This is a genomic window from Ochrobactrum sp. WV_118_8 (assembly GCF_039631535.1).
In the GTDB taxonomy this organism is placed as follows: Bacteria; Pseudomonadota; Alphaproteobacteria; order Rhizobiales; family Rhizobiaceae; genus Brucella; species Brucella anthropi.
Genome location: NZ_JBDIUZ010000005.1, coordinates 19,849 through 44,596, shown reverse-complemented (window position 1 = coordinate 44,596; position 24,748 = coordinate 19,849). Strand labels below are relative to the sequence as shown.

Genomic DNA, 24,748 nt, shown 5'->3' with positions numbered 1-24,748 from the left:
TCCGGGATTGTTGCGACTGGCCAGCATGCCGTAATGGGCGCAGAAGGCGTCATAGCGCCGGGTCACGTCCGCCGCGGCATTGGCATCGAGGTTGCGGTAAGCGGCCGAAAGGCTGTCAGTCCTGTGCTCCTGAGGCACGCCGCCGAGGGTCCAGAGCGCGTTTTGGAGGTTCTCGGCCAGCGCCGTGAAGCTCTCGCCACCCAAAACCACGGCAACGTGTTCCCAGCCGCTGTAGGCCAAGACGAAGTGGAAGAGCCGGTGCTCCAGCGGCACGCCACCGATGGTGACGCCAAGCCTGCCCGCATCCGTGAAGTCCGACAGTGCCATCCGGCCCGGCTCGGGCGCTTGGCGAAAAATAACATCGCGCTCGGGGCCGTGCAGGGCACGCCAGTCGCGAACGCGGCGCTCGAGGGTGCGGCGGACCCGGTCATCAGGGAAAGCGTCTGGATCGGCCATCTGTAGGTGGCGCAGGAGTGTCACGGCTTGAACGGCCGGATCGCGCTCGAGGATCGGCAGCAGTAAAGTGTCCCAAACCGCCTCGAGCGGATCAGGTACGGTACGCCCGCGGGCGGGTTGGCGCTGCGAAGGAAGGCAGGGATCCGCCTCGAGGCGGCGGGCAGTGCGTTCGCTGAACCCTGCGCGGGCGGCAGCGATACGCTGGCTGTATTGAAGGCGGTCGGTCATGTAGACTCCCACTTGCTGGTCGGTGACGGGTTTGCCCGGCAAGGTCCAATCTCCGTTTGGTAGCAGAGACTTCGACCCTACCGGCCCGCAGCGGCCAGCACCCCCCGCAATCCCCGTGAAGAGAACCGCGCCGCCGCCGCCAGCCTTCGGTCGGGCTACGCCCTCCCTACGGCTGGCGGCGGCGGCCAACTTGCCTGACGGTGCCGGTCAAGATGGTTGTCGCCCACCACAAGCGACCCGCTTCGGCGCCACAAAAGGATGACGCATCCCATAAGTACATGCTCTGTCCGGCGTTTCGGAATGCTATGCTTCTGGAATCGGCGGTCGTCATGGGCGGAGTGCGACACGGACGCATACTCTTCCTCCAAACGCTGACCGCTCTACGCTTAGATGAGACGGCATCGGATGGCGCTCCTTGGCTTTGATTACGACAAGCAGATTGGGACAGCTTCGCAAGCAATCCAGATACCGTCGATCAACAGCGCAAACCGACAACCGTTCTCACGCGCCAAGCTCAGGGTGGCGTGTGCACCAGCAACATATAGGTCCGTCACGTCCGTGCCGGTCGCTGTGATTAGGCATGGAATGAGGGATTAAAGCGTTTTGCGTTTGATCTGAATCGGACGGAGATTCACATGGTGCCGATTTTCTGATTCACTTCTTCTGGGAGGTGGATCATGGGCAACCCCTATTCTTTGGACCTTCGGGAACGGATCTGCGCTTACGTTGCTATGGGAAACTCGGCCCGTTCAGCAGGGCGGCTTTTCGGGGTGAGCGCCGCGACGGCGGTTCGGTTTGCGGCGGAGCATCGAGACCACGGTGCTGCACGCCCCAAACCACAAGGTCGCCCGGCTGGTCAGTTCGGCAAGCTGGCACCGCATCGGGATTTTCTGCTGGAGATCGTGCGGGCCGAACCGGACATCACGCTCAAGGAACTCGCCGCTGCCCTGTCGGAAACATATGGCGTAGATGCTCAACTCTCTTCGCTACACCGCGCTCTCGAACGGGCGGGGCTATCATATAAAAAAAGGACTGATCGCGGCGGAACGTGATCGGCCCGCGCTGCGCCAGGCCCGCCGAGACTGGATCACGCATCGTCAGCCCCGCATGCGACAGGAGCCGCACAGGTTGGTCTTCATCGACGAAACGGCGGTCAAGACCAATCTCACGCGGCTGCGCGGGCGCGCCCCAGTCGGGGAACGGCTCTATGGCACGGCACCTTTCGGCAAGTGGGGGACACAGACCTTCATCGCCGGGCTGACGCAAGACGCCCTGATCGCACCTTGGGTGATCAAAGGCGCAATGAACAGGGCGGCCTTCGACACGTACATCGAGACGCAGCTTGCCCCGGCCCTCGATCCCGGAACCGTCGTGATCCTCGACAACCTGTCTACACACAAAAGCCCGCGCGCCGCCGAAGCCATGCGCAAGCGAGGCTGCTGGTTCCTGTTTTTGCCCGCCTACAGCCCCGATCTCAATCCTATCGAGATGGCTTTCTCCAAACTCAAAGCCCACTTGCGGCGCATCGGCGCCAGAACCTTTGATGCCTTGTTCGAAGCCCTTGGTGACATCTGTGACATGTTCCATCCAGACGAATGCTGGAACTTCCTCAAAGCTGCCGGATATGCCTCAGATTAAATGCAAAACGCTTTAGATTGAAGGATTCCCGAAAATAGGAACCTGAAACGGCGACGAAATAGGTCTGGCCAAAGCTGGAAAGCGCCATGAGAAGCGCACCGAACAAAAGCGGTTGCCAGTTTGTCTTGGTGAATTCGATATAGGCTTTGAGCATCTGACTTTTTCAACACGATTTGCGCCCGAGGCGGACGCCTGGACGTTAAAGGATATTCTCGGAAGGGAGATTTCGGCTCGATCGAGCACGCTTCTTGTAGCGCGAAGACTATCGCTGCGCCAGTGCGAATGGACTATGCAGCAAAATCTTCCGCTTACTGGTGAGCGGGCTTCGCCACGGCCAGTTGCTCGATGATCGTCGCCAGATCGATGAATCTGTCGGCTGCCTCAATGAGGATCGGGGCCGGGGCGATCGTGCTGGGTGCATCGAGCGTCGATATCAGCGTCACCTCTATATCGTCGTCCCGCAAGGCCACAAACAGCGGTTCGAGCTTGGCGTCGCCAGCGAGCACCATCACATGGTCGCCGGGCTGGGCCAGCAGAAGGGCATCGACGGCAATCTGAACCAGATTCGGGGCTCCGTGGGCATTTCTACATTAATACACGCTAAGGGAATTTGAAGTTTTTTGGATTGAAGCGGTTAGCCCGGATTGGCCTGAAGCGTTCGAGGGGTCGGTCAATTTCGTTCCAGAGGTAGTCGCCGGTGAGCGCGATATGCGCCCATGGTAGTGGTGCGACCTGGGAGAGCAGCTCGTCCGGAATGATAATACCCTGACTGCTGATATAATCGACAGCACGGCTGAGATAGACAGTGTTCCACAGGATGATGGCGTTGACGACGAGGTTAAGACCGGACGCGCGGTAAGCCATGGTTTCGGCGACGCGGTTGCGCAATTCGCCGAGCTGGTGGAGGAAGATGGCGCGTGCGAGAGCATGACGGCTTTCACCCTTGTTGAGGATCGCATGCGATCTGCGGCGCAGTTTCGTATCGAGCAGCCAGTCGCAGATGAAGATCGAGCGTTCTATCCGGCCCATTTCGCGCAGGGCCTGGTTCAGCCGGTTTTGTCGCGGCGACGCTGCCAGCTTCTTGAGGATGACGGAAGGCGGCACCAAACCTGCAGCGATCGAAGCCTTCAGCCGCAAGACCTCATCCCAGTGGTGCTCGACGACATCCATGTTGACGGTTCCAGCGATCAGCGCGTCGAGCGGTTCGTAAGCCGGATCGCGATCAATGACAAAGAGCCTGCGATTGCCGAGATTGCGGATACGGGGAATGAGCCTGTAGCCAAAGGCGTGGAACATGGAGAACGTCGTTTCGGTGGCGCCAGCGGTATCGGTTGCGTGCTCATAGATTTCGACGGAGCTTTCGTTGTGAAGGAGGCCGTCGAGAACGTAGGGGGCTTCGCCCTCGGATGCCTGGATCATGCGGGAGAAGAAGGAAGCAAAACGGTTGGACAGGAAGCCATAGATCGACGCCCCCGGTCGCTTGCCGTATTTTGCATTGTAGTCGAGGCTGGCTTCGCCACGCCCGCCAGCCGGAAAGAACTGTCCGTCCGAGGAGGAGATATGGCCGTCACCCCAGATCGCGGCAAAGGGATGGGCCTGCTGCGCATCGACCAGCACGGCGGTCGCCGTGGCGTAGGTTTCCGATCGCATATGCCTGTCCACCATCAGCATCATCTGGTGGATCGTGACGCCGCGTGAGCTTTCCGCCATACGTTCGGCTCCGGCATTGGTGGCGTCGGCAAGGATCGCTGCCATCAGCGCTGCCTCGTCGTTTGCCGTCTCACCGGTACGATAATGCGTGAAGCTGTCGAGGAATTTGGTCCAGCTTTGCACCTCGGCAAGCAGGCTGGTGATCCTGATCCGTGGCACCAGAACATATAGTCGGCGGCTGAGCGCGACGATGCTGTCGCGCTCCTCCTCGCGGATCGGCGAGATCGACAGGCCCTTGTCGGAAATCGCTGCATCCGGAATAGCATTGGCAGCCGCCGCCTTTGCCAGCTCTTTCAGCTTCGCATCGAGCGTGGCGGTCCGTTCTGCTCGCCATTCGGCAAAGCTGTCGGGGAGTGCGAGCCCGAGCCGCCCCTCGGCGCGCATCAGCTCGAAGATCGGCCGAGGCAGAAGATAATCCTCGAAACTGCGCCATGCCCGGCTGCCTTCGACCCAGATGTCACCGGCCCTCAGACGCTCTCGCAGGTGAACGAGGACCGCCACTTCCCAGGCGCGCAGGTCGATATCGGCACTGTTCGGGCGCACGCAGCGTCGCCATTTGCGGGTCAGAAAGGCGAGCGGCACCTGCGCCGGCAATTTCCGGCCGCCATAGAGCGCGCGCAGATGGTCCACTGCTACAAGGATCGGATCATCAGCACGAAACGACCGGAACGAGAACGTGCGGAACATCAGTCTGCCCAGCTTGCGCAACGATTTGTGCCGCTTGATGAGCTCGTCGAATTCGTTACTGCGATCAGGGTGGACGACAGATCTGGCTGCCGCCATGCTGGCGACCAATCCGTCCCAGCCGAGGGAGGCTGCGATCGCCGATGCAAGATCGGTTTTGCTCGCACGAGCGGCCAGAAGCGCCTCGCCGAGCTTGAGATGCTCAAGCGCCACCCCATCAAGAACCTCGGCCTCTTTTAGCCGGCGTTCCGTGCGGCTGATCTCGGCCTTGCGGCGGTTGCTCCCAATCATTTTGCAGAACATGTCGATCGTCAGGTCGGTGATCGACGCCTGTCTCTCGATGACGAAGGCGGCCAGCGTGGCGTAGCGACGTTCGGATGTCAGGCGTCGTATCTCCCGGGCATGCAGAATGCGTGCATCCCTGGCGATGATGCCGTAGCGATTGGCATGGATCGTCTTGCGACGGTCGTCGGGAATGGCGGCTGAGCGCAATACCTCGAGGCGGGCGATCAAGCCTTTGAGGTTCTTCAGCTTCGCCCCTTCAGGTGCTTCCGCAATCCAGCCAAGGTGGCTCCGATCGCCGGCCCGCTCAGCGAGGAGCTGATCAAGCGCCTCGATCGAAGGCTGCTCCAGATCCCGGATCAATTCGCGATAGGCTTGTCGACGCGCCGCCGCCCGGCCGGCCAGTGCCAGACGGATCAGCAGCTCCGGCATAGGAACGAGCAACTTTCGTTCCTTCAAGGCTTCGATCACGGCCTTGGCGATCGGCGCACCTTGTTCAGTGGCCGCCGCCTCGCGTGCCGCCGCCGTTATCAACTCGCGATAGTCACTCGTCCGGACAGGCTGAAGCTCCAGTGCAGAGACGATCTCGCGCGCGTGTTCCCGGCGCGTTTCGTCGCGCTGGGCGTAGAACTCGAACACTGCAGGGTCGATGCCCAGCTGGTCGGCGACAACAGAGACAACCGCCTGAGGTGGAACTTCGCCTATTCGCAGCAGACGGCCCAGATCACGCACCAGTGCGAGTTGGATCGCAAAGCCAAGCCGATTATGCGACCGGCGATGCTCCTTGACGAAGACAATATCCTCGGAAGTCAGTGCATAGCGCGCTTGCGCATCTTCATAAGCTTCGGGTGGTTCGAATAAAACGGCACGCGATTGCTCATCGAGAAACGCCATCAGCCACGGTCACTCGTCAAACTACGGTTTCGGGCGTGCCGGTCTTGCCGGGGCCTGTCCATCCAGTCCGCTTCAACGTGTCGATCAAGGTCGAGCGCGCCACCTTGAACGTCCGGCACACGGACGCCTTGCTGGCGCCAGCTTCCAAAGCAGCTAGAACCTGCTCGACCTTTTCCGCATCGATCGTTGGAGGTCTCCCGCCCTTACGGCCACGTCGGCGAGCCGCCGCCAGGCCGGCATTGACCCGCTCGGTGATCAGCACTCTCTCGTATTCTGCAAGCGAGCCGAACAGGTTGAACAGAAACGCGCCGTGCGAATTCGTGGTGTCGATCGCCTCCGTGAGAGATCGGAAGGCGACACCACGTTCCTTCAAATCCTCGACGATGCGGATCAAGTGGGAGAGTGACCGGCCTAACCGATCTATCTTCCAGACGACCAGGACATCGCCTTCGCGCAATTCGCCGAGGCATGCCTTCAGACCCGGCCGGTCATCACGCGCTCCGGAAGCGCGATCCTGATGGAGATGGCGCTCATCGACCCCGGCCGCGAGCAGGGCATCGCGCTGCAAGGCAACCGACTGGCGCTCGTCACTACTCGATACCCGCATGTAACCGATCAACATGTGCGACAAACCTCAAATCAGGTGTTGCCGCACAGCCTAACATTCCGACAGGGTTTGTCGCGCAAAAAATGGCCCTATTGCGTGGCTCTCGATTTCAGAAGACAATCAGTGGAGATCAAAAGAGGATTTCAGTAGAGGTGCGCTTCTTCTTTTTGAGGAGCTTTTCACCGTCTGAACGCAGCTCGCCCTTCGGCCCGACGAACCGGTAGAGGGTCTGTCGTGTAATCCCGAGTTCGGTGCACAGGTCACCGACCTTCGTTTCCGGCTTTCCCATGGAGGCTTGCGCGAGACGTAGCTTGGCTGGCGTCATCTTGAATGGCCGGCCTCCATTGCGGCCGCGAGCCCGGGCCGATTCCAGACCGGCCTTCGTTCTCTCGACAATCAGCGCCCGCTCAAATTCCGCCAGGCCGGCGAAGATCGCAAATACCAGTCGACCGTTGGCGGTCGTGGTGTCGATCGACGCACCTTCACCAGCCAGTACCTTGAGGCCGATGTTCCGCTTTGTCAGATCGTCCACGAGGTTGACGAGGTGGCGGAGATCGCGGCCCAGACGATCGAGCTTCCACACGACAAGGGTATCCCCGGCGCGCAGCGCCTTGAGGCAGGCCGCGAGGCCGGGGCGGTCGTCCTTCCGCCCAGACGCGGCGTCTTCATAGATATTATCGACATGCACGCCGGCTTTGGTGAGCGCATCGCGCTGAAGGTGGTGGACCTGACTGCCGTCGGTTTTGGAGACGCGGGCATAGCCGAGAAGGGTTGTCACATAAACACTCGTATTTATTACAATTCGGTTCGCCACTCCAGGCTCGGGCTCATTCTGTCACATAACCCGTATTTTTGTCTATGCACTGTAAAGGTGATCTGATTTGTTTTTATTACATTCACGGCGCGGGCTGTGCGGTGATCACCGGGATGCCAAGATCGCGCAGATAAAAATCGACCCCATCGATCTGCGAGGCCGGCAATCTCCAGATCATCATCTGCCGAAGCTTGTAGGCTTGAAGTGGGCTGCGTTTCGCTTCGTCGACGGCCGCTGCCCACAGTCTTTCCCAGTCGGTGGCCGCGTCAGTCTGCACCTCGGCCCGGGGTGGCAGGGAAGGCAAGTCCCGGTCGGGCAGCGCAGGCGGCGGGTCAAAGACGGTCGACACAGACCAATGCCTGACGTTGGAGTGCCGGGTATCGAGATCACCCTGCAGCAGTCGTTTGACGGTCGCCGCCGCAACGGCAAAAACGGTTTCGCGTTGCTGCACTGACATGTCCTCAAAAATGCGGCCCATGCCGAGCCCTTCGTGCAGAGACATTCCGGCAAGCCGCCACGCAGCGCTCATGATGTGTTTCACGCCAACCAGGGTGTATTGGGGACGGATCAGATCATCGATGAGGGTGCGAAGCGCTCTTATCCACACAGCCGCGCTGATCTCTCGGCCATGCGGCAGCAACAGACTGACTTCGGTCACGGCCTCAAGCGTCAATCCGTCAAGCGCCACGATATCCGCCGCCGCCGCGCGGCGCGGCGTGTAGGCATAAAGATCATCGCGCCTGACGCTCGGCAAGAAGAACCCGGTTTCCAGCATTTCATGATGGACGGGGCAGCATGTCATCCAACCAGCCCGCCAGAATATCCGCCGATATGGAGCGATGTCTTGCGCGACGCACTGCCGGCAGATGGGCGGTTGTTCGCGGATCTCTCGCGATATCCAGGGCAGCCATCGATCCTCATCGAGCAGGAACACGGGGCGGCGGAATCGGTCCTGAACACGCGCGAAGGCAGGAAACTGGCTGACATAGGTTTTGAACAAGCCCTGTCCTGGCGTCAGGCTATCGAGCAGAAGCGGCACATAGCCCGCCAACGTCATCGAGCGAACTTTGCTCGTCGCTATTCCCGTCCGCTCGGCGATTGTCATCAGCAGATCGGCCGGAGGGGAAAGGTCGATCTCCCGGTCAGACAGGCGGCTGTAGCCGAAGGCCCGCTCCATAAAGGTCGAGGACGGAAGGCCGTAGGCATCGGCCATTCGATCGATCCATGACGAAAGCGCTTCATGTGGCAGGGGGCGCGGATGGACCGGCAGTCGTTTCATCACCCGGGAACGAGCTGCCGCTCAATGCTGATCCGGCGTTCCACCGGGCCTTTGTATTCTGCAATGCCGAGCGTGTGCTCGTTTATCGAATCTTCGCCGGTTTCGATCGCTGCGATCGCCGCTGCCCGCAGAAGCGTCAGCATCTCGCCGATCGTGCCGCCGGTCCTCGTCAAAAGCTGCTTGATCACATCGGGGCGCAACAGGTCAGGCGAGGATCGCTTCAACGGCAGGGACGCCGCAAAGCTCATGAGCAATTTCGCGGTTTCGGATCCCGGTTCCCATAGAGGAAGGATGATCGGCTCGAACCGGTTTTCCAGCTGAGGATCGGTGCGAATAGCGAGATAAGCTTCTTGCGTGCCCACGCCGACCAGGGGAATTCGAAGGACATTGCCGAGATAGCGCAACAGATTGAGAAACTCCCGCCGCGCCGATGCTGACCCCGCCAGCATGTTGTGAAGCTCGTCGATCACCAGCACACGGGTGTTCACCGCACGGAGAACCCGCAGCGCCATCTGCTCCAGATCGTGGCCGCGAACACCGCCACCACTACGTGGTCCGGGCGCGCCGACTTCGGCAAGAAGGGCAGCATAGAACCGGCTGATGGTGGGGTTGGTCGGCATCTGCACGACCACAACCGGCAGGGTCTCCGCGTCGGTATCTTGTCCCGGAGACGGCGTGTGATCGCGCCGGAATTTTTCGACCACCATGCTCTTGCCGTTGTTGGTGGGGCTGAGCAGCAATGCGTTTGGTGGACGCAATTGGCCAGGCCCGTAACGCAGAAGATATTCGAACCTTCGCAGTGCCTCCTGCGCCCGGTCATAACCGATCCACCATTGAGCGCCGGCCAGAAGTTCGAGCCGTGTGGCGTCATCATCCGCTATTGTATCGACCAGTCGGCCGGGCAAAATGTCTTCTGTTCCTGTCACCATCGTGTCGCCGGATATAGCGCGGACACGACGATTGGCGGATCGGCGCTGTCCTCCCGCTCTTTTTGCTCGTGTTCAATCAAGGAGCGACCGGTCGCGGCAATCCGGGCGAGCTTACGACGAGCCGACCGTGTTCTTGCAGCGGCTATCCGGGCCAGCTCGCGTTGCGCCGCAACCGCGCGAAAAATGGAATCTTCATCGACCTGGGATCTTCCATCGGCTTTCAACCAGGCGATGGCTTGCCGGTGCTCGAACAAAGTGATGCTCGGACGGCCGAGCCGGGCGCATGGCACCTCGACGTAGAACTCGCCAACAGGGTCGAGCGCGAAGATTCGCGATAAATCGCGTGGGTCACGCCGGATCATCAGGGGTCCAAGACGATCCCGTTCAGCGATCCATGGATGCAGGGCATTGCAGAAGTAGCTGATATGATCGATCCGGAAACCTTCACGGGTGACGCGGCGACGCAGAACGGGCAGGAAGTCGACCAGGAATGCCTGGATCTGAGTGATGGCGCGGGGCGCTCCTGTTGTCGATACGCCGTGCCGCCATCGTACGATTGGAGGCTCGAAGAGGCCGCCGTGTACATCGCCGTGATAGCGACCGACGATCGCCAAAGTCATCCATTGCTCGAGCTCGGCCAGCGTCATGCAAGCCTGGCCGTCGCTGTCATACTCGCCGCGCTCGGCCGGGTTAGAGAACGTCGTCCCGGCAACCTCATGGATCATCTCCATCAAAGTGCCGATCAGGCGCTCGACAATTCCTCCGTAATGAGGTGTCGCCACCGGGCGATAGTTCAGGGCGATCCCATGCTGTTCGCAACCGCGCGTAAGGGCTTCCGAGTGGAATTCCGCGGCATTGTCGACATAGAGCCCACCGGGAGCGCCCGAAACAGGCCAGGCATGCCCTTCGATTCCAAGGCTCTGCAGATAGGAATCCTTGGGAATTGCCGCATGCGCGATGCAAAGGCCGACGCTGGTGGCTGACGGCGGATCGAGCGACAGCAAAAATCCTGCCACACAGCGGCTGTAAACATCGATCGCGACGGTGAGATAAGGACGGCCGAGCGGCTTGCGGTAGGTTTCGTCAACAAGAATGATGTCGACCGGCGTGTGGTCGATCTGCAATATCGCCATCGGCCCCGGGCTTTCCGGCGTCTGCCCTGCCGCTGCCTTCAGGCGCCGGGCAGCCTTGCTCTTGACGCCGCCCTGTCTGCGTCGGGCGGCTTCATCAGTTCTGATTGCCCGAATTCTCGACCGGATTGTATTCGCCGACGGTGCTACGACGCCTGCTTTTGCGCATCTCTCCCGCACAGTTCGGACGACGGCTTCGGCGCGCTTCTTCTGCCGCGTCAGGAATTCGTCCCTGATCGCCTCGGCAATGATCGTCTCCGCAATATGCGGCAGTCGTCCCTTGCCCTTGCCGCCGGAGGGCGGCTTTGGGGCCAGCGCGCTGAGAAGCCCTCCGGACTGTCGGTATCGGCGAATGAGGGAGTACACCGTCCGCTCAGTCAGCCCGAGATCCGCGCCAGCCTGCCTGGCGAGATAAGCCGGTGCTTTAGGCTGCTCCGCCAATGGCCCGATGACACTGGCGCGCCGTTTGGCCTCTGCCCATGCAGCATCGGATAATCCCAGAACGCCATGCTCAGGGATCAGAGAAGGTTCAGGTGCTGGCTGCTGAACAGGACTTCTGGTCGACATGCCGACCACTGAACACCACTATTGGTAAAAATCCCGTTCACTGAAAGCGACTTCTGAAAAATTTGGCGACGGGCGCGCCGCTAACCTTCTGAAAAAGCAACTTCCTCACTGAAGCCGTCTTCTGAAATCGACAGTGGCCAGTTTGCCCCGCGATCACGGTGAGCGGAAATCATGTGTTTCCCGTCACCTGCAAAATGATCTTAGCGTGTATTAATGTAGAAATGACCACAGAGCCCCGTTCAGGGCGTACAGCGCACGCAGGTCATGAATGTCGGATCAATCTCAAGCCGGCGAACGGCGATCGGCTCGCCGCATTCGGCGCAATAGCCGAACTCGCCATCCCGAATTCTCGACAGGGCGCGCTCAAGCGCGACCTTGCGCTCCTGACGGCGGCGCGTGAGGTTTTGGGCCATGGCCTGCTGCTGCATCGCGTCCATGCGGGACAGCCGCCCGACGCTCTGCTGATCCAGCTCGACGGGCGCGCGATATTCCTTGCTCTCTTCGATCAGCCGGGCCGTTTCGGCCAGCTCTTGGCGTATGCGTTGCTCGAATGTCTGAACGACTTCGGCGTCCTCTATGGTTTTCATGAACGTCCTTCCCGGAACGAGGGCGGGGCGAAGCCCGCCCTGCCTGTTCTCAGCGGAAGATGACGACCGGCACCTTGCAGGATCGAATCATCTCCGTTGTCGTTGAGCCGATGAACAGGCTGCGCAGCCGCGAATGGCTGTAGGCCCCCATCGCCAGAAGGTCGAAACTCTCCTGTTCGATGATCCCGGTTATCACCTTGTCGGCTTGCCCCTGGACGAGCGCGGTTTCCGGCGCATAGCCGGCGGCTTTCAGGATCACCGCCGCGTCATCGAGCTTCTTGCGGTTTTCCGCATTGTCGTCGCCCGCCATCACCAGCTTGCAACTAAGGCCGGCGAGGATCGGGCTGCGGGAAACCTGATCGACCGTCTTTATCGCCATCGCGCCACCGTCATAGGCGATCAGCAGCTTGTTGACCGGTTTATAGGCGCGTGAGGCGATGACGATTGCCTTATGGGTGGAGCGGACAACCCGTTCCAGATTGGAGCCGAGATGTCCCTTGGCGAAGTCGGCTCCCTCGCCCCGCTTGCCGATGACGATGATATCCGTGTCGGCTTCAAATTCGAGCACGGTTTCGACCAGATCGCCGTTGCGCAGCTTGGTTTCGACGTTCTGGATACCGGCCGCGTGCAGTCGCGCCTTGGCATCTTCGAGCAGGAGCCGGCCGCGCTTTTGCGCCACCTTCGCCTTTTTGGCGTCAAGGTCCGCCAGTTCCTCAAGAAGCGCCGTGCGCGCGCCCAGGCCGATATTGCCGCTCAGATTGACCGGCTCGGTCGAGAGATCGCGGCGGCCGATGACATGCAGGATTTCCACGCTGGCGTCGATCTTGCCGGCGATCCAGGCAATGTGATCGCATACGCTTTCGGCATAGGTCGAGCCGTCGATAAGTCCAAGTATCTTCATGGTGCGGTTCTCCCTTAGTGGCCCATCAGGCGTTCGAGCGCGCCGGGCTTGTCATGGATTGCGAGCCTGTCCACGATGGTTTCGCTCGCCTCATTCATGCCGATGATTTCCACATCCGCCCCTTCGCGACGGAATTTCAGGACGATCATGTCGAGAGCGGCGACACTGGAAATATCCCAGATATGGGCATGGCTAACGTCGATCGTTACCTTGTCGAGTGCTTCCTTGAAGTCGAACGCCTTGTTGAAGTCATCGGCCGATACGAAGAAAATCTGGCCTTGAACCGTGTAGGTGCGATGCGAGCCATCGGGAGAGAGAGCCGAGGTGACACGGAAAATCTGCGAAATCTTCCATGAGAAGAAGACGGCCGACAGAAGCACGCCGATCAGCACGCCCATGGCGAGATTGTGGGTGTAGACCACGCCGACAACGGTTGCGACCATGACGAGCGAGGACGAGCGCGGATGAACGGCAAGGTTCTTGATCGAGGACCATGAGAAAGTGCCGATCGACACCATGATCATGATGGCAACGAGAGCAGCCATGGGAATCTGGCTGACCAGATCGCCAAGCACGAGGATCATGAACAACAGGAAGACGCCGGCGCAGAAGGTCGAGAGACGCCCGCGCCCGCCTGATTTCACGTTGATGATCGACTGGCCGATCATGGCGCAGCCGGCCATGCCGCCAATGAAGCCGGTTGCCGTGTTGGCGATGCCCTGGCCGATGCACTCCCGGTTCTTGTCGCTCGGCGTGTCGGTCAGATCGTCGACAATTTGAGCTGTCATCAGCGATTCCAGCAGGCCAACGGCAGCGACGGCCACCGAGTACGGCAGAATGATCAGCAGCGTTTCGAGGTTGAACGGAATCTGCGGGATCAGGAAGACCGGCAAGGTGGAAGGTAGTTCGCCCATGTCCCCAACGGTGCGGACATCGAAGCCGAAATAGATCGACAATGCCGTCAGCACCACAATGCAGACGAGCGGCGACGGCACGGCTCTGGTGATGTAGGGAAAGAGGTAGATGATGCCGAGGCCGGCCGCGACGAGGATATAGGTGAGCAGCGGCACATTGGTCAGTTCGGGCAACTGCGCCATGAAAATCAGGATGGCGAGCGCATTGACGAAGCCGGTCATCACCGAGCGCGAGACGAAGCGCATCAGATAGCCGAGCTTGAAGACGCCGGCGACGATTTGCAGGATGCCGGCAAGCACGGTCGCGGCGAGCAGATATTGCAAGCCATGCTCGCGGACGAGCGTGACCATGAGAACAGCCGTGGCAGCAGTTGCGGCCGAGATCATACCGGGCCGCCCACCAACGAAGGCGATCAGGACGGCGATCGAGAAGGACGCATAGAGGCCGACTTTCGGATCGACGCCGGCGATGATGGAAAAGGCGATCGCTTCGGGGATCAGGGCGAGCGCGACGACCAGGCCCGCAAGTACATCTCCTTTGATGTTGCCGAACCAGTCGGTTTTGAGTGAGTCAATGAAATCACGGTTCAAGTGCATGTTCTCCGTGCCGGCGACGCCTGGGAGGACGGTCGAAGCGGCATTTTTCTGGAATTTGCTATGGTGTGCCCGCGCGGATGAACGCGCGGCGGGCGTAGCGAAAAAGTGCGCGAAGCGGCGAACGCCGACGAGCGCGCGTGATTAGTCGATCGCAGTCATGAAGGGGTCCAATCGGAATGCTCACAGCGCACCAATCTGGTCAGATGGTGCAGGGAGCTAGCTGGTTGCCGGGGGATAGGCGCCCGGAGAAGCCACCCGCGATGCGGGTCCGGTTGATCATGGCTATATTGCGGCAAAACAATACGAGATCAAGCAAGAATTGAGCCAGCGGGCATTTCTTGATCCAGCATGAGAACATGTCGCGCAAATCCTAAAACCCGCGACAGATCGGCCGCCCCCGGAAAATCAGGGGTTTTCGTGTCGCATGTCTTTGTCGCAGGTGCTACGCCACTTGCGACATGATTTGCGACAGGGGGGAGCCGTGAACCGCCAACCAGATTCCGACGCCGGTCGGGTGTTCATCGGCTATGCCCGCGTCTCGACACGCGGGCAGGACTTGGAGCAGCAGCGGGCCGCTCTTGGCGCGGCCGGCTGCGTCCGCATCTTCGAGGAAAGGGCTTCCGGGACGAAGCGCGACCGGCCCGAGCTGGTGCGGATGCTCGACCACTTGCGCGCCGGCGACGTGGTGACGATCACCCGGCTAGACCGCCTCGCGCGATCGACGGCCGACCTTCTGGCGATCGCGGAGCGGATCAAAGAGGCCGGCGCGGGCCTGCGCTCGCTGGCCGAGCCGTGGGCCGACACCACGACGCCGGCCGGGCGCATGGTGTTGACCGTGTTCGCCGGCATCGCGGATTTCGAGCGCAGCTTGATCGTGGACCGCACGAGCGCCGGCCGGATCGCGGCGAAGGCGCGAGGTGTGCGGTTTGGTCCCGCCCCTACCTTGTCGGCCGAGCAGATCGCGTACGCCCGCCAGCTCATCCATGAGGACAAGAAGCCGGTGGCGGAAGTCGCCCGGCTTTTGGGGGTGCATCGCGCCACGCTCTACCGGGCTATAGAACGCAATAACGTGAATACGCATTGACGTTACTACGTTTAGCTGCCAACCCTAGAAGTAGTGCCTTTCCCGGTTCCTTCCGCAAGGGATTGCAGAATCGGGCGGCTTGCTCTTAGTTGTAAACATGAAGGAACGCGCGGAAGAGATTCGCAGGGGCGTTGCCGCCCACAGGGCGCGGCAGATCGCGGCCGGCCGCGTGGCGTTGAATACCTATGTTCCGGGCGAGCTTGTCGAGGCAATCGACAGGATCAAGGAGCAGCGGGGCGCGTCAGCTCGCGCGCCGATCATCGAAGAAGCGTTGAGGTTCTATATCGAAGCGAAGCAAGGGACATAACGGCAAAACGCCCGACCGCGCCAACGGTCGAGCGTTTTTGTAGGCCGTCAGACACACCGTAGAGCCGGGGCCGATAAGTCTCCCCCTATCTACGCTAGAGCACTCCAATTCGCAAGATTGATTCTTGCGGAAACGGGAGCGCCGTGCCTGCCGTCCGCGCCGTCATGTCCTTCAAATGGAAGGACGAGGGCATATGTTGAGGACGCACTACGCGGCCGCGATCGGCTGCGCGCGCGGGAACGCGCTTGATGAGATCATGCGGGAGGTTTGGAGCCGATACGGCGCGGGCCAGCTCACCGACGACGAGGCCGGCGAGCTTACGACGCTCGCCCATGAGCGCCGGGCCGCCCTGCGAGGATCGAGACAGACCGCGCTAGGGCTGATCTTTCCGCCCCCTGCCCCGCGCTGCCCGACGCCAGTTCGCCGGCATAGTCATATCCGGGGGCGATCGGAGGGCCGCATATGGCGGCCGACGACGCGCAAGGACGTGCAGGCGATCTTGAAGGCGGCCGAAATCTACAACGAGGCCGGTTTGCACGAGAAGGGCGAGCGCAGCGGGCCGCTCGGATCGGTGGCGCTGGACGTGCTGCGGCTGTTCGTCAATCTCATCGACTTCCGCACCGGCCGGCTAGAGCCGTCAATCACCACGATCATGGACCGCTTGGGCCGGTCGCGCGATACGATCGTGCGGGCGCTGAAGAACCTGCGGGCGCATGGTTTCATCGACTGGCTGCGGCGCTACGAGCCGACCGGCAACGAGGGGCGCGGCCCACAGGTCCAGCAGGCGAGCAACGCCTATCGCCTGTCTCTGCCGGAGAAGGCCCGGCAGTTCCTTGGACGGTTCGGCAAGGCCCCTCCCCCGCCTGCGGATCATGGACAGGATCAGCGGGCATGGAGCGAGGCAATCGACGCCTACAAGACCACCCTGCCCCTCGATGAGCGAACGCAGCTCGACGCCGGCGACAGCCCGCTAGGACAGGCCCTTGTGCGCATGGCGAAAAACTTCATGAAACGTGAGTCCGATAACCAGACTGAATCCCCATCTAATCTTTATCTAAGAGGGAAAACATAAGCGGTCGCCGCTGTTCGGGCTGCTTTCGCAGCCCTGCGGCGGTTCCGGCCCGCGTATAGGCGGGCCGGGAAGCGGCACCCTCACCACCTAATCCGCACCGTTCGCGCCTGCGGCCAACGTCCTATGCGCTTTCGAGAGGGCGCGAGGGGCAAGGTCGGCGCTTAATTATTTACGTTAATACGTATTGACGTGTAAACGTATTATCTTGATAGAAGGCGATGGCGGCGGCAGGGAAAACGTGCTAGGGTGTACACAATTCAACACACGGAGGCGATTCCATGACCGCCAGCACCACCATGACGATTCGGGTTAGGCCCGATGTGAAAGAAAAGCTCGACCGGATCGCGAACGACACGCAGCGAAGCAAATCCTTCCTCGCCGGCGAGGCCGTCGCCGCCTATGTCGATCGTGAGCTTGAAATTATCGACGGTATCAAGCGCGGCATGGCCGATGCGGCGGCCGGCCGAGTGATCCCCCATGCGCAGGCCGTCGCGGAAATGCGTGAGGTTATCGAGGAAGCGAAGCGCCGGAAAGCCGCGCGCGGATGAGGCCGGTTGTCTGGTCGATTGAGGCGCAGCGGGATAACCTTGAAATCCTGCGCTATATCGCAGAGGACAACCCATTCGCCGCCGAACGAGTCGTGGACGCGATCGAGGACGCGGGGAACAAGCTCGGCGAATTTGCGACCGGCCGGCCGGGGCGGGTGAGCGGAACCTATGAAAAGTCCCTCGCCCGGCATCCCTACATCATCGCCTATGAGCTGCGGGACGTGGAGGGCCGGGAAAGCGTCGTGATCGTGCGCGTCATCCACACGTCGCGCGACTGGCCGGCCGAGGAATGGCCGCACTAGCTTAAAGACGTAGTAACGTCCTTAGCTATATGCTTGAATACGTATTCACGCAAAGAGGGATTCACGCATGAACGTCATTGCGTTTTTGAGCCAGAAGGGCGGGAGCGGAAAAACCACGCTTTCGGTTCATACCGCCGTGGCGGCCGAGGCGACCGGCGAACGGGTTTGCGTCATCGACGCGGACCCACAGGAAAGCGCGACCGCATGGGCGAGCGCGCGGGAAGCCGGAACGCCGATTGTCGCCACGGCGCAGGCGGGGGAGCTGGACGCCGCGCTTAGGGCGGCTGAGGGCGAGGGTATGACCTTGGCCGTAGTGGACGCCCCGCCCCATGCCGCCCCGGCGGCCGGCCAGATAGCCCGAAGGTCGGAGCTGGTCTTGATTCCGGTCCGACCTTCCGCGTTTGACCTCGCTGCGGTCCCGGCCGCCGTCGAGATCGTGACGGCCGCGAAGGTGCGCGGTGCGTTCGTCCTGTCCGCTTGCCCGTTCCGCGCGCCCGAGATCGGGGAGACGCGCGCGGCGCTGGAAGCCTACGGCCTGCCGATCGTCCCCGGCGAAATTACCGACCGGCGCGCGTTCGCCCGCGCGGTCACGACCGGCAGCGCTGTGACGGAGTTCGAGGCCGAGGGCAGGGCAGCCGAGGAAATCCGGGCATTGTGGGCGTGGATCAAAGGCACGTTAGAACGTAAATAGCTAAATACGTAAGCGCGTATTGAAGGAGCGAAACCTATGGCAAAGAAAGCAACCGGCCTCGCGGCCTTCACCCGCCCGAAGGCCGGCGCGGAAGCCACCAGCCTTGCAGCGATCGAGGACGACCGCCCGGCCGTGGAAATCCAGACGCCGAGGCGAAAGAGGGGAGGGGGCGAGACTGTCGCGCTTACGGTCAAGGTCCGGCGATCGGACTGGCAGCGCCTTCGCCAGCTCGCAGATGCAGAGGGAACGACAATTCAGGCGATGGCCGAGGCCGGGCTTTCGGCGGTTCTGGCGCAGCACGGATTGCCGCCGATCGAGCCTTATGCACGTTGATACGTAAATAGCTAAATACGCTAATGCTTGCGCGTGTGGCCCGCCCCCCGGCCGTCCCTACGGCCCTAGATGATGAGAGCGGGCCGGCCGGGGGGCTACCGTCGCGGCCGTGGCGTTTCCTTGAATAGAGCTTGCACCAGGTTGGCGGGTGGATCGCGGCGGAAGCCGCGCCGGCCCGGAGGCGAACGCGCTCCCCAATAGCGCCGTAGAGAGCCGGAGGGCCGTTCGTAACAATGTCCCGGCGCTTTAGCGCCGGGTCCGCTTCGCCCGAAGGGCGGTTGAGCGATCGAGCGGGCCGAGGCGGTCAGGGCGCATCATACAGCCCCCGGAACTCGGGATCGGCGTAATAGGAGAGCTTGCCGGCAACGATCGGCCGTTGCCCGGCGAGGAATAGCAATTCGACATGCTGCGGCAGGTTGCGAACCTCATCCGGGGTCAGCAGCGAGCGGGCCGTGTGTTGCTCGCCGTAGGAAATGCCGGATTTGTCGGAATCGAGCGCGCGGCTCATGGTCTGGAACACAACGGTTTCCTGCCCGAGCAGATCGGAGACAAGCCGGGCGCTATCGTGATCGTTGACGCCGAACACCTGTAGGACGCCGGCGTTTGACAGGAAGGTGCCGGCGCGTTGCCCGTAGGTGGCGCGGAGCTGGTGAACGTCTTGCAGGATTGGCCAGAGCTGGACGCCGTAGCCGGCCATGAGGCCCATTGCGCGCTCGACGGGGGCCAGATGGCCGAGGGCGGCGAACTCATCCAGCAGATAGAGGACCGGCACGGCCGGCTTGGCGGGATCGCGGGCCATGTCGGTGAGGCTTTGGGCGACGAGCAGGCGCAGCCATCGGGAATAGGTGGCGAGGCGATCGGGCGGCAGGACGAGGAACACCGAGACGTTGCGGCGCTTGAGATCGGCAAAGCCGAAATCGGATCGGCCGAGGACGGCGACCATGCGCGGGCTGTCGAGGAAATGGGTATGGCGCTGCGCGGCGGAGAGGACGCCGGCCGCCTCACGGTCGGATTTGCCGAGGTGGCGGTTTGCGGCGCGGGCGATCAGGCCGGAGGCGGCCGTTGACGCCTGCATGTCCTTCAGGAGCGCCGCGAAGGCTTCAGGGGCGAGGGTGAGATATTCGCGCAGGGTGGCGAGGTTCCGCCTGTCGCGCGGCTCGCTGGCGGCAATATGGAGGATCAGGCCGGCAATGAGCGCCTTGGCTTCCTCGTTCCAATGCGCCTCGCCGGCCATGCCCGGTTCATCGAACACGAGGGCGTCGGCCAAGGTGCTTGCATCTTCCGCGACATCGAGGCCGGCAGGGTCGAGCTGGTCGAGGGGATTGAAGGCGGCCGAGGGCTGGCCGGTGACGCCGAAGGGGTCGAGGACATGGACCGGGCCGAATTGCTGGCGAGCGCGGCCGGCGATCTTGGCATTTTCGCCCTTGGGGTCGATGCAGATCACGGAGCGGTCGGCGGTGAGCAGATTCGGGATGATGGTTCCCACCCCCTTGCCGGTGCGCGTCGGTGCCATCGTCAGCAGATGGGCCGGGCCGTCATAGCGCAGGAGCTTCCCGGTCTTGCTGTCGCGGCCGATCAGCAGGCCGGAATCGGCGCGGGCGAGGGCGGCGGTTTCCTTGTCGGTGGCGAACCGGGCCGAGCCGTGGGTTTCTCCGTCCATATCCCCGAAATGGATAATCAGCGGATTGGTGAGGAAGCGGAAGGCGAGCGCCAGCAGCACCAGCAGCGTGACGAGATCGAGCAGGAGAACCGGAACCGAGCCGACGCGAAGGCCGATTTGTTCGAGAGCGAAGCGGCCGCCGAAGCCGACGACGAACAGGACGATAACAAGGAGGAACAGAAGCCCGAGAAGCGGTTTCCAGATGCGGAAAGGTGCGGCGAGCAGAGCGACGAACGCCCATAGCGGATCACGCGCGGCTTGCCGCATCATGTTCTTGAACGCACCCCATGCAAGTCTCGCCTGACTCATGCGGCCGTCCCCCCGGCGCTGCCTGTCGTCTCCCCGGCCGGCGCGTTGCCGATCAGGTCGGCAAACAGTTCCTTGTCACCGGAGCGCGTCAGGAAGTCGGGCAGCTCACGCTTGAGCCATTCGCCCAAGCGCCGGGAAAATTCCTCATCCTTGCCGTTTTCGAGGCGATGCAGGACGAGCGCGCCGAGCAGCACCTTGCGGCGCGTGTCGTTGGCGCGTTCCTGCTTTGACAGACGGGCCTTGAGCGTGGCGCGCTGCGCATCCAGTTCGGCCAAGCGTTGTTCGATCGTTTTGCGCGCCATTCCTCAAATCTCCTTTTCCGGTCGTTCGCCTAGACTATCATTCCCGTCCGTCTTTTCCAGCGTTTGCCTGTTGCGCTTGAGTTTTCGGCGGATTTGCAGCACAATCCGGGCATCAGTTCATTGCATCGACCTTGCCGCAAGCGCCACACCGAGCGACGAAAGAGCGAAGCGATTGAGTTGAGAAGGGCGCACTTACGAGTTGCTTCGCAACTCAGCGCGCCACCAGCTTGTAGGCTGGCGGGAAACCTTGAAACGGGATCGAGGAAACAGGTTGGCAATCTACCATTTGAGCATGAAGCCAGTTTCAAGAGCGAGCGGCCGTAGCGCCGTCGCCTCGATGGCTTATCGTGCCGGGGAGAAGCTGACCAACGAGCGCGACGGAATCACGCATGACTACACGGCCAAGCAGGGCGTGGAACATGCGGAGATCGTCTTGCCGCAAGGTGTTTCGGCCGATTGGGCGCGGGATCGGTCGGACTTGTGGAACGCCGCCGAGTTTGCCGAGAAGCGGAAGGACGCCCGCGTTGCCCGCGAATTCGAGATTGCCTTGCCGCACGAGCTTTCGGCCGAGGAACGGCTAGAGGCCAGCCGAGAGTTCGCGCAGGAGCTGGCCGACCGCTACGGCGCTGCCGTGGACTTCGCCATTCACGCACCGCACGATGCGAGCGACGTTCGCAATCATCATGCGCATGTGATGATGACGACGCGGCAGGTGACGGGGGACGGCTTAGGCGAGAAGACCTATCTTGAGCGCGAAAACAAATGGCTCTTGGCGCACGACCTGCCGACGACCGATATGCAGCTCCGCGACCTTCGCCAGAGGTGGGAGGGGATCGCCAACGAGCGGCTGGCGATGGCCGGGCTTGATATCCGGATCGACCATCGTTCGCACATGGAGCGCGGGCTTGAGATCGCGCCGACCGAGCATATGGGCGTCCATGCCACGCAGATGGAGCGGCGCGGCCTCGACGTGTCGCGGGCGAGGCTGGACGAGGAAGCGGCCCGGCGCAATGCCGAGCTGATCCGGGAGAAGCCCGAGCAGGTTCTGACGATCATCACCGGCGAAAAGAGCGTGTTCGACCGGCACGACGTTGCGCGGGCGCTGCATCGCTACATCAATGACGACCCGCAGGAGTTCCAGAGCGCCTTTGCGAAGGTGATGGCCTCGCCGGCGCTGATGGAGTTGCAGCCCGAGCGGATCGACCCGGCAACGGGCGAGATCGAGCTTGCGCGGTTCTCAACCCGCGAAATGGTCGAGATCGAATCCGGCATGATCGAGAGCGCGCAGCGGATGCACGCGGCGCACAGCCACGGGCTGAGCGATCGTCATGGCGTCGATCGCCGGCATGTCGAGCGGGCGATAGAGAGGCAGGACGCCGCCATTCAACGCAGCGCGGGCGATGCTTCCGCCCGGCTGTCCGACGAGCAGCGCCGGGCTATCGAGCATATCACCGGGCCGGAGCGGATCGCGGCCGTTGTCGGTTATGCCGGCGCTGGCAAGTCCACCATGCTCGCGGCCGCCCGCGAGGCATGGGAGGCCGAGGGCTACACGGTTCACGGCGCGGCCCTGTCTGGCAAGGCGGCCGAGGGCCTGGAGGAAAGTTCCGGCATCCAGAGCCGCACGCTGGCGTCATGGTCCCGCGGTTGGGAGAACGACCGCGGCCAGCTCAACCGCGGCGACGTGTTTGTCATCGACGAGGCGGGCATGGTCGGGAGCCGGCAGCTCGCCCGGTTTGTCACCGAGGCCGAGGCGCGCGGGGCGAAGATCGTCCTTGTCGGGGATCACGAGCAGCTACAGGCGATCGGGGCCGGCGCACCGTTCCGGGCGATCACGGAGGAAATCGGCCATGCCGAGCTTTCCGAAATCCGCCGGCAGCGGGTGGACTGGCAGCGCGAGGCATCGGTTCAGTTTGCGACGCATCGCACAGATTTGGGACTGAGAGCCTATAACGAGCATGGCAATATCAGCTTTGCCGAAACCGGCGAGGACGCGCGCGGCCAGATCGTGCGCGATTATCTTGCCGATCGTGACGAGCGGCCGGAGGGAACCCGCGTAGCGATGGCGCATCGCCGGGCCGATGTTCGGGCGATCAATGACGCGATTAGGACCGAGCTACAGGACCGGGGCGAGCTGGCGCAGGGCGAGGACGCCGGCGCGCTGACCTTCCAGACCAATGACGGCAAGCGCGAGTTCGCGCCCGGCGACCGCATCGTGTTCCTTGAGAACAACCGCGACCTTGGCGTGAAAAACGGGATGCTTGGCACCGTCGAGCATGTCGAGGCCGGCCGGATCGTCGCGCAGCTCGACGGCCGAGGCGGCAATAGCGTCAGCGTCCCGATGGGCGACTATCAGGCGATCGACCACGGCTATGCGACGACGATTCACAAAAATCAGGGGGCGACGGTCGATCGGTCCTATGTGATGGCGTCGGGGACGATGGACCGGCATCTAACCTATGTCGCCATGACCCGGCATCGCGACGGCGTGCAGCTCTACGCGGCACAGGACGAGTTCACCAATGCCGGCCGGCTGGTCGAGCATGGGGCCGCGCCCTTCGAGCATGACCCGCAGAAGTCCGACAGCTATTTTGTGACGCTGGAAAACGCCAAGGGCGAGCAGCGCACCCTATGGGGCGTCGATCTTGAGCGGGCCATGAAGGCGGCCGCGCCGGAGATCGGGGAGAAGATCGGCCTTCAACATGAAGGTTCCACCCCTGTCACCTTGCCGGATGGCACACAGACGCACCGCAACACATGGAAGGTTCAGGACGCCGGCGAGCTGGCCTATGACCAGCTTGAACGCCGCCTGTCCCGGTCGGGCGTGAAGGAAACGACGCTCGATTATACCCGCGACTTTGCCGAGCGGCGCGGGATTGCCGAGCAAATGGGCGTCCGCAGCGAGATCGAGATTCCGGCCGAACATGCCGGGCTACGTCCGGACAGGGAGTCGACGGCCGAGCGGCACCCCGGCGAGCGGGAGCGGATCGAGGACCGTGCGCCGAGATCCTCGCAAAAAGTCGGCCGAGATCTCGCGCAGGATCTTCGTGCAGATCCGCGCGCGGATCTCGCCGGCGATCGGCAACAGCGCCGCAATCCGTTCGAGGGCCTGAAACTCGGGCGCGGCGCGGCGGTCGAGGGGCCGCAGCAGGACCGCGCCGGCGAGGACAGCCTGCAGATCGACCAGAAACGGCCGCAGCAGGCCGAGAAGCAGCGGCGCGGCATGTTCGTCGGCCTCAAGCTCAATGCGCGTTCTGCGCCCTCGCAGGAGCGCACAGAGCGGCCGGAAAGGGAGGGGAGCTTGCGGCAGGCGCCGACGCCCGACCGGCTGGCCGAGCGGGCGCGGGGGCAGTCGCCGCTTGAGCAGGCCGTTGACCGCTATGCGCGGGCCTATCAGTCGATCGACCAGCACCGGCGCGAGGGCCTGCCGGTCCTCGACATGCAGCGGCAGGAAATGGGCGCTGCCGGCCAGCAGCTCGACCAGGTGCAGGGCGGCATGAAAGATTTGATGCGCTCGACGCTGGAAAACGACCCGGCAACGGCGCGCGCCATGACCGAGCTTTCCGGCCGGGAGCGTGTCGCTCATGTCATCGACGGGATGAAGCGCGAAAACGCCGCGCTGCAAGACCCCAATGTCAGGGCCGAGCGGTTTGTGAACCGCTGGCAGGAGCTACAGGGCCAGCGCCGGGAGCTTCGCGGCTGGCAACACGACGATGCCCGCGCCAAGGTCGAAAACCAGATGAGCGGCCTTGCCAAGAGCCTTGAACGCGATCCGCAGGCGGAATCCCTCGTGCGCAATCGCAGCCGGGAGCTTGGAATCGGGCAGGAGCTGCGCCGGGGCCAGAGCATCGCCCGCGAGCTGCAAGAGGAAATGACACGCAGCCGGCAGATTAGCCGGGGCATCGGTTTGGGAATGTAGGCAGGGA

General features: G+C 62.4%; 23 protein-coding genes and 1 other annotated feature. Of the genes, 9 read left to right on the top strand and 14 right to left on the bottom strand.

Features of this window, described 5'->3' with window-relative positions:
- On the bottom strand, positions 1–684 hold a 684-nt coding region (gene istA / locus ABDF71_RS25730; protein ID WP_500061990.1), incomplete at its 3' end, for an IS21 family transposase.
- A 677-nt stretch (positions 685–1,361) separates the two neighbouring features.
- Between istA and ABDF71_RS25725 the strand changes: the two genes are divergently transcribed.
- Positions 1,362–2,322, top strand: a protein-coding gene (locus ABDF71_RS25725; protein WP_197056037.1) for an IS630 family transposase whose coding sequence is annotated in 2 segments (ribosomal slippage) — positions 1,362–1,706 and positions 1,708–2,322 — 960 coding nt in all. Because the reading frame shifts where the segments join, the coding sequence is not laid out codon by codon here.
- Here the strand turns inward: ABDF71_RS25725 and ABDF71_RS25720 are convergent.
- The 11 genes from ABDF71_RS25720 to ABDF71_RS25670 all read right to left on the bottom strand — a co-directional run bounded on the left by ABDF71_RS25720 (position 2,294) and on the right by ABDF71_RS25670 (position 14,217).
- The gene (locus tag ABDF71_RS25720) at positions 2,294–2,476 is read right to left on the bottom strand and encodes a hypothetical protein (RefSeq protein WP_500061989.1); all 183 of its coding nucleotides are present in this window, start codon (positions 2,474–2,476) and stop codon (positions 2,294–2,296) included. The two genes, ABDF71_RS25725 and ABDF71_RS25720, sit on opposite strands and share 29 nt — an antisense overlap.
- Before the next feature lie 154 nt (positions 2,477–2,630).
- Complete coding sequence (locus tag ABDF71_RS25715; RefSeq protein ID WP_500061991.1) at positions 2,631–2,876, bottom strand: NYN domain-containing protein; 246 nt, start codon at positions 2,874–2,876, stop codon at positions 2,631–2,633.
- A 46-nt stretch (positions 2,877–2,922) separates the two neighbouring features.
- Positions 2,923–5,892 (bottom strand): Tn3 family transposase, encoded by a 2,970-nt coding sequence (locus ABDF71_RS25710; RefSeq protein ID WP_500061879.1) that lies wholly within the window; start codon positions 5,890–5,892, stop codon positions 2,923–2,925.
- A 16-nt stretch (positions 5,893–5,908) separates the two neighbouring features.
- Positions 5,909–6,514: a recombinase family protein gene (locus tag ABDF71_RS25705; RefSeq protein ID WP_003501158.1), complete on the bottom strand. Its 606-nt coding sequence runs from the start codon at positions 6,512–6,514 to the stop codon at positions 5,909–5,911.
- A gap of 115 nt (positions 6,515–6,629) precedes the next feature.
- A complete protein-coding gene (locus tag ABDF71_RS25700; RefSeq protein WP_500061878.1) occupies positions 6,630–7,277 on the bottom strand; it encodes a recombinase family protein in 648 nt (215 codons plus the stop codon).
- A 118-nt stretch (positions 7,278–7,395) separates the two neighbouring features.
- Positions 7,396–8,592 (bottom strand): TniQ family protein, encoded by a 1,197-nt coding sequence (locus ABDF71_RS25695; RefSeq protein WP_500061979.1) that lies wholly within the window; start codon positions 8,590–8,592, stop codon positions 7,396–7,398.
- On the bottom strand, positions 8,592–9,521 hold the full coding sequence (locus ABDF71_RS25690) for a TniB family NTP-binding protein (protein WP_500061877.1): 930 nt from the start codon (positions 9,519–9,521) through the stop codon (positions 8,592–8,594). Before ABDF71_RS25690 ends, ABDF71_RS25695 begins: the two co-directional genes overlap by 1 nt.
- Positions 9,515–11,218 (bottom strand): transposase, encoded by a 1,704-nt coding sequence (locus tag ABDF71_RS25685; RefSeq protein ID WP_500061876.1) that lies wholly within the window; start codon positions 11,216–11,218, stop codon positions 9,515–9,517. The genes ABDF71_RS25690 and ABDF71_RS25685 overlap by 7 nt, the downstream gene beginning before the upstream one ends.
- A 239-nt stretch (positions 11,219–11,457) precedes the next feature.
- A complete protein-coding gene (locus tag ABDF71_RS25680; RefSeq protein WP_183754867.1) occupies positions 11,458–11,805 on the bottom strand; it encodes a TraR/DksA family transcriptional regulator in 348 nt (115 codons plus the stop codon).
- Positions 11,806–11,854: 49 nt separating this feature from the next.
- Positions 11,855–12,706 (bottom strand): universal stress protein, encoded by an 852-nt coding sequence (locus ABDF71_RS25675; RefSeq protein WP_183754869.1) that lies wholly within the window; start codon positions 12,704–12,706, stop codon positions 11,855–11,857.
- A gap of 14 nt (positions 12,707–12,720) precedes the next feature.
- Positions 12,721–14,217: a SulP family inorganic anion transporter gene (locus ABDF71_RS25670; RefSeq protein ID WP_183754871.1), complete on the bottom strand. Its 1,497-nt coding sequence runs from the start codon at positions 14,215–14,217 to the stop codon at positions 12,721–12,723.
- 221 nt (positions 14,218–14,438) lie between these two features.
- Positions 14,439–14,490: a sequence feature (sul1 is cis-regulatory element that is thought to sense ions involved in sulfur or methionine metabolism; They are found in Alphaproteobacteria), on the bottom strand.
- Positions 14,491–14,698: 208 nt separating this feature from the next.
- Here ABDF71_RS25670 and ABDF71_RS25665 point away from each other — a divergent pair.
- The 7 genes from ABDF71_RS25665 to ABDF71_RS25635 all read left to right on the top strand — a co-directional run bounded on the left by ABDF71_RS25665 (position 14,699) and on the right by ABDF71_RS25635 (position 18,554).
- Entirely contained in the window at positions 14,699–15,301 is a 603-nt protein-coding gene (locus ABDF71_RS25665; RefSeq protein ID WP_500061988.1) for a recombinase family protein, read from the top strand.
- 97 nt (positions 15,302–15,398) lie between these two features.
- Positions 15,399–15,608 carry a ribbon-helix-helix protein, CopG family gene (locus ABDF71_RS25660; protein ID WP_017502925.1) on the top strand — a complete coding sequence of 70 codons (210 nt, stop codon included), beginning with the start codon at positions 15,399–15,401 and terminating at the stop codon, positions 15,606–15,608.
- 193 nt (positions 15,609–15,801) lie between these two features.
- On the top strand, positions 15,802–16,680 hold the full coding sequence (locus ABDF71_RS25655; RefSeq protein ID WP_112593073.1) for a helix-turn-helix domain-containing protein: 879 nt from the start codon (positions 15,802–15,804) through the stop codon (positions 16,678–16,680).
- A gap of 278 nt (positions 16,681–16,958) precedes the next feature.
- On the top strand, positions 16,959–17,228 hold the full coding sequence (locus ABDF71_RS25650) for a CopG family ribbon-helix-helix protein (RefSeq protein ID WP_006473479.1): 270 nt from the start codon (positions 16,959–16,961) through the stop codon (positions 17,226–17,228).
- Positions 17,225–17,530 (top strand): type II toxin-antitoxin system RelE/ParE family toxin, encoded by a 306-nt coding sequence (locus tag ABDF71_RS25645; protein ID WP_112593071.1) that lies wholly within the window; start codon positions 17,225–17,227, stop codon positions 17,528–17,530. The genes ABDF71_RS25650 and ABDF71_RS25645 overlap by 4 nt, the downstream gene beginning before the upstream one ends.
- 67 nt (positions 17,531–17,597) lie before the next feature.
- On the top strand, positions 17,598–18,221 hold the full coding sequence (gene parA / locus ABDF71_RS25640) for a ParA family partition ATPase (protein ID WP_112650368.1): 624 nt from the start codon (positions 17,598–17,600) through the stop codon (positions 18,219–18,221).
- 36 nt (positions 18,222–18,257) lie between these two features.
- Positions 18,258–18,554 (top strand): hypothetical protein, encoded by a 297-nt coding sequence (locus ABDF71_RS25635; RefSeq protein ID WP_112593088.1) that lies wholly within the window; start codon positions 18,258–18,260, stop codon positions 18,552–18,554.
- Between the two features lie 304 nt (positions 18,555–18,858).
- Here the strand turns inward: ABDF71_RS25635 and ABDF71_RS25630 are convergent, their stop codons facing one another.
- A complete protein-coding gene (locus tag ABDF71_RS25630; protein ID WP_500061987.1) occupies positions 18,859–20,523 on the bottom strand; it encodes a type IV secretory system conjugative DNA transfer family protein in 1,665 nt (554 codons plus the stop codon).
- Complete coding sequence (locus ABDF71_RS25625; RefSeq protein ID WP_112593085.1) at positions 20,520–20,825, bottom strand: mobilization protein; 306 nt, start codon at positions 20,823–20,825, stop codon at positions 20,520–20,522. Before ABDF71_RS25625 ends, ABDF71_RS25630 begins: the two co-directional genes overlap by 4 nt.
- 271 nt (positions 20,826–21,096) lie before the next feature.
- Here ABDF71_RS25625 and traA point away from each other — a divergent pair, with 271 nt between their 5' ends.
- A complete protein-coding gene (traA, locus tag ABDF71_RS25620) occupies positions 21,097–24,741 on the top strand; it encodes a Ti-type conjugative transfer relaxase TraA (protein WP_500061986.1) in 3,645 nt (1,214 codons plus the stop codon).
- The last annotated feature ends 7 nt before the right edge of the window (positions 24,742–24,748 follow it).